Origin of the sequence: Gardnerella vaginalis (assembly GCF_001563665.1) — a bacterium.
GTDB classification, from domain to species: Bacteria; Actinomycetota; Actinomycetes; order Actinomycetales; family Bifidobacteriaceae; genus Bifidobacterium; species Bifidobacterium vaginale_A.
The window spans coordinates 1-5,617 of sequence record NZ_KQ961865.1 but is presented as its reverse complement, the minus strand read 5'-3'; the positions used below and the strand labels follow the sequence as shown (position 1 = coordinate 5,617).

6 protein-coding genes are annotated in these 5,617 nt (G+C 36.1%); 2 read left to right on the top strand and 4 right to left on the bottom strand.

The genetic code is table 11. The features are described from left to right. The 4 genes from HMPREF3230_RS03365 to HMPREF3230_RS03350 all read right to left on the bottom strand — a co-directional run. The coding region (locus HMPREF3230_RS03365) for an ATP-binding protein (RefSeq protein WP_075523554.1) at positions 1-1,183 on the bottom strand (1,183 nt) is incomplete at its 3' end. A 432-nt stretch (positions 1,184-1,615) separates the two neighbouring features. After that, the gene (locus tag HMPREF3230_RS03360) at positions 1,616-2,554 is read right to left on the bottom strand and encodes an ABC transporter permease (RefSeq protein ID WP_075523553.1); all 939 of its coding nucleotides are present in this window, start codon (positions 2,552-2,554) and stop codon (positions 1,616-1,618) included. Next, entirely contained in the window at positions 2,551-3,330 is a 780-nt protein-coding gene (locus tag HMPREF3230_RS03355) for an ABC transporter (RefSeq protein ID WP_075523552.1), read from the bottom strand. Before HMPREF3230_RS03355 ends, HMPREF3230_RS03360 begins: the two co-directional genes overlap by 4 nt. A gap of 10 nt (positions 3,331-3,340) precedes the next feature. Beyond that, positions 3,341-4,447 carry an ABC transporter ATP-binding protein gene (locus HMPREF3230_RS03350; protein ID WP_075523551.1) on the bottom strand — a complete coding sequence of 369 codons (1,107 nt, stop codon included), beginning with the start codon at positions 4,445-4,447 and terminating at the stop codon, positions 3,341-3,343. Positions 4,448-4,959: 512 nt separating this feature from the next. Here HMPREF3230_RS03350 and HMPREF3230_RS03345 point away from each other — a divergent pair. Continuing rightward, entirely contained in the window at positions 4,960-5,247 is a 288-nt protein-coding gene (locus HMPREF3230_RS03345) for a type II toxin-antitoxin system RelB/DinJ family antitoxin (RefSeq protein WP_075523550.1), read from the top strand. Between the two features lie 34 nt (positions 5,248-5,281). Continuing rightward, positions 5,282-5,536, top strand: a complete 255-nt coding sequence (locus HMPREF3230_RS03340; protein ID WP_230955910.1) for a type II toxin-antitoxin system YafQ family toxin — start codon at positions 5,282-5,284, stop codon at positions 5,534-5,536. The last annotated feature ends 81 nt before the right edge of the window (positions 5,537-5,617 follow it).

The following is a 5,617-nucleotide window of genomic DNA, read 5'->3' as shown; positions in this document are numbered from 1 at the left end:
CTGGTAAATATTTGTGTATAATCCCTTCTTGCGAAAAATTCATTGTATCCATCGACAAAACATATTTAGGATAATTATCCTTAACCAATCGATAAACACCAAATTCCCGGCTACGAGTCTCTTCGCTAGCCATCAAATAAGAGACTTGATAATACTCAGTTTCACCTTGTCTAGTAGCAATGAAATCGATTTCTTGATTATTAATACGACCAACTTGAACCTGAAAACCACGAGACAAAAGCTCAATATAGACAATATTTTCTAGAATACGTTCAATTGACGCAACGTTTGATAAGCCTACTGCTTGCCTAAAACCATGATCTGTTACATAATATTTTTCCTCAACCGTCAATAACTTTTTCCCAACACTGTCATAGCGTGGAACTTTTTTTAGAAGATACGCCGCTTGGCAAAAATTCAAGTAATTCAAAATGGTATCAACTGAAACTTTACGATTTTCACTAACAAAATACTTACGTAAGCTGTTAGCTGAAAAACTTTGTCCAATATTATTTAAACAAAAAAGTAAAATGCGATTAAATACATCAACATCTCGGATTGAATTGTATTCAAGTATATCCTTAACAACAACAGTATTATAAATGTCGTTTAGATATCTAAAACTCGGCTCCTCTTCCCCATTAAAATAATGAAGAGGAGGCATACCACCAATTTTGATATACAGCTGAAATAATTCCTGTATGCTTAAATTCAAACTTTGATACAAATTCACAAATTCACTAAAAGTAAAAGGAAGCACCTCAAAACTTACGTAACGCCCTGCAAGCAAGGTGGCAAGCTCGCCGGACAATAATTTTGAGTTAGAACCCGTCAAATAAATATCGCAATCATAATCAACTCTAAGCGCATTTATAACACGTTCCCAGTGAGAAACTAATTGAATTTCATCAAAGAAAAAATATATTTTACCTTCAATTTGTTGACTACGTTCTGTAATTAGTTTCTGCAGATCAAAATCATTTTTCACAGATAAGTATTGAGCTGATTCTAAATTGATATAAATAATATGACTTTGAGGAACGTCTACAAGCAATTCAGATTGAATCATTTTTAACAAAGTGGACTTTCCCACTCGTCTCATACCTGTAATCACCTTCACAATAGGCTTGTCAATAAAAGGTTTGATCTTATTAAGGTATTTTTTACGTAATATATATGACATATACTCACACCTTTCGATTACAGCTTTGCTTACAATTTCGATTATAGTCGATAAATTTATTGTTTTTTATAGTTGTTTCTATTATAAACGAAACAAATTAAAGATTCACTTTTTGGTTTTATAATTAAAAAAAATAAAACGTCTTTATTAAAACGTCTGCGATTCGTATGCTTTTAATACACATCACGTGACATCAAGCAAACGTTCTAAACGTGGATTGAGAGAACAGGTAGTATATTTACACTTTTTTGAGTGCACACTATGGATATTGGGTGCACTTTTTAACGACAGGAAATATCGCAAAAGGTTTAAGATTGGCTTGATAGCTTGCTGAACAATCTTACGCAATAATCAACATTCCACTAGCATTACACCCACTCTCCATACGCGAATCTAATCCTTATATAATTAACTAAATCCCATATTTATCAGCTAAAACCCTATATTTGTTAAAGTACCTTTACGCTGTTGAACCGCAACACCAACATTCCATATAATCACACCAACAATTGCCCATAACACGCCAACAACAAGAATCACAAGTAGCGATACGCCAACATTTACAGAACCATCAACTATACTACGAGATGCTTGAGTAACATGAGTTACTGGAATCGCATATAACACGTATTGCATCATCTTAGGAAATACGCTAATTGGAGCAATCACACCACAGACAATAGGAAGTATTGCACTAAGCGCGTTAGAAATAGTATAAACATCATTCATCATCATGCTTATAGCAGCTATAGCAATACCAAATCCCGTAGAAGCAACAGGAACAATAAGGAACAACAGCATCAACGCACTCATATTAATCACAAAGAAAGCACTCGGGCTTACTACAAGCATTGTTATGAACAAAGTTACAGCATCACTCACTAAAGAAATAGTCACGAGCGCAATGATACGACCGAACCATAATGGTAATGCAACTTTCGCGCTTGTAAGCACGAATGGTGTTGTACCTTCAAAACGATCCCACGCTAGTGCTTCTGACACAGTCATACTTGTGGAAATAGAACACGCGCCCATAACAGCAGCAAGAGTTGATGCAATCAAACTATGGTTAAAACCCGCGCTAGTCGCATAACTAGCTGCTCCATTGAATCCTCCGCTTACAGCTCCAGCTAGAAAAACGCATAAGAATGTAGATAAAAGAGGCTCAACAATCATACGTATAACAGCAGTATTCCAACTATTTAAGCTAGGTATACTCTGTATACTCACTCTTGCACCAGTTCGTATACTAGATAACACGCTCACGTGACCATACTGAGAATATTGATTATATTGATGCAATTCAGCGCACTTACTATTTTGAATAATTTTATTTCGCATAGTTTCAACCTGATTATTATTTCGTATCATATTATGTTCAAACTTCCATTAAGCGTTGCAAGTCGAATAGCATGACGTAACATGAAACCTGCAATAACAAGCAGAACGCTGGATAATACAATACATAACACAATTGCTAACACAGTAGTAGCATTAAACGATTGCGCATGAGCCACCCACACTGCAGACGTAAGCGGATGAATAAACGCAATAATGCGAGCAGGCAATGGCATTGATTCTACAGGGATCACTATTCCACAAAGCATCCATACAGGAATTAAAATCAAACCTTCATAAACTGTAGCTTTACGGCATAATACAAAAATTCCAGATAATAATGCAGCAGAAGCTACGCAAGCAAGCATAGAAAGTAAGTATCCAACTAGCTGCGTGAATGTTATCATAAAGAACCCATGGCAGAAAACAGCAACGGTAATAATCGCAAGCGGCATACCAATGCACCCAAGTAAAGCTGCGGATCCTACAATAGGAAGAAACACTGCAGCAGGTGAGATAACACTTAAAGTTAAATATTGTAATGTTCCTAAATAACGCTGGTATCCAATGATTCCAACAGCAGTAGTTGTAGCAGACCATAATCCAGCTATAGAAGAATCAACCCAAATATTATTAAGACAATTAGCACAATTATGAGAAAAACCATAGTAGGCAACAAGTTTCATCAACGCAAAACATACTGGAGCAAGTATCGCATTTTGCAAGAAAAACGTTGTTTTTGCTAAGCTTTTAAGCTGAAACCACATGCCACGAATCACAGAAGCGTATGAATGAGTAGAAGTATTCATATTAAGCCTCCTACTTATTCAATGAAAGTGAAGAAGATGAAGAAGACGGCGTAGCAGCAGAAGAAGTAGAAGTATTTGATGCAGAAATATTATCATTTTGCACAATAGCAAGATACGTTTCTTCCAAACTTGCAGCGCGATCACCTAAACGCGTAATCCCATCAACAGGAATTTTAATATTTCGTTCTTGAGATAATGTTTTACTCCACGCGATAGTAATATTTAACACTCCATGCGATTCAAAAACATCACACCACAACACTCCATCAAGTTTTTGCAATTCTTCCTTAACACTAGGAGTTCCACTTGATAGTTCACCGTCATACGCGTACATTGTTACATGATCAATATGTTGCAAAGAAGCCAACTGCGCAACACTTCCCTGAGCAATAATATTACCGTGATTTATTACAGCAACAGTATCAGCTAATTTTTCAGCCTCACTCATCTCATGCGTAGTTAGCAAAATCGCTATTCCTTGATCTCGTAAAGCATGAATAATTTCACGTACTTTCCTAGCATTTTCAGGATCCAAACCAGTAGTAGGCTCATCTAAAAGCATAAGGTCCGTTCTAGCAACCAGCGATCGAGCAATATGCAACCTCTGCCACATTCCCCTTGAAAAAGTTTGAACAGCATCATGAGCTTTATCAAGTAAATCAACTTGCTCAAGAGCATCGTGAATACGCTTTCCTTGCTCCCTATATGGAACTGCGGAAAGATCGGCAAAATAACGAAGATTATCTAATGCACTTAACTTTTGATAAAATCCTCGCTCACCTCCAAGAAGTAACGACACGTGCTTACGTGCTTCTCGAGGATTACTCACAGCATCAATACTGGCAATACGAACACTACCACTATCAGGAGCTAACAACGTGCCAACAATTTTCACGGTAGTTGTTTTACCTGCACCATTCGGACCAAGCAAGCAAAATATTTCACCAGAATGAATATCAAAAGATACGTTATGTAAAACTTGGCGAGTTGTTTTCTTACGACCAAATCCACGAGAATAAGATCTTGTTACATTATCAATACGCAATATTAAGTTGCTAGTTGACTGCTTATTATTGTTATCGTGACTATTAGTTGCGTTTTCTATATTATTATTCATTATTATTGCTTCGTTCTTACTTGTTATTAAAGCTTAATTCTTACTGTTATTAAACATTAATTCTTACCGTTATTGAATAAATTTCAACAATGAAAATCAGTTAGATAAAAAGATAACGCTTGCTTACAAGAACGATAAGAACGCGCAAAAACATGCAAAAAACGTGTAAAAACTACAGAAAAACCAACGCGCATGTGCAAACATAATGACAAACATCATATGCCAATGCGTGTTTAATACTGCTAAAGAATATATATCTTAAGCTGTTTTATGTGCTTTTATATGCCTTTCAAACCGTTCTTAAGACTAGCGATTATTTGGGCAGTCATAGCGCAACACCTCATAAACTTAAATGTGCTTTACGTGGAAAATTATATGAGCATTCCGCAAAAAACTCAAATATAAGCAATCACAAAACATTTGTTTAACATTTGCAAAATACTACTATTTCTTCTTTATGCTTGACAATGTATACTGATTGTATCATAATCATTTTGAAAGGAGCTAATACTATGGTAACAAGTCCTACTCAAATTCGTATTGATAGTAATGTCAAAACAGAAGCAAATGAACTGTTTAGCGAACTCGGCATCGATATGTCAAGTGCCGTAAACATCTTCTTACGCCAATGCGTTTTGCATGGAGGACTTCCTTTTAAAGTAGAAATCCCAAAGTTCAATACTGAAACACTGGCTGCTATGGAAGAAGCCAAAAGAATTTCCATAGACCCTAACGTACCATCGTATTCTTCTATGGAAGACCTTAAAAAGCTCTGTTGCAAGACTGATGTACAACGTTAAGTTCACGAATGCTTATAAGAAAAGCTATAAGCGTATGACTAAACGAGGAATCGATCTTTCTCTTTTAGATGAAGTAGTAGATAACCTAAGACAAGGTATTACACTTGATCCTAAATACAAAGACCATATACTCAAAGGAAAATTCAACGGTTTTCACGAATGCCACATCAAGCCAGACTGGTTACTTGTTTATTTACTAGAGGATGATATTCTCACACTCACACTTATCGATACTGGCAGCCATGCAGACCTCTTCAACCTGCAATCGCAAAGATGCTCTTTCGCCTGACGAGTGACTTTTATCTTATACTCATCCATTAAAGACCTCGTTCAAGATCTTCAAAAACATCATCTATCGGATAACTATCAC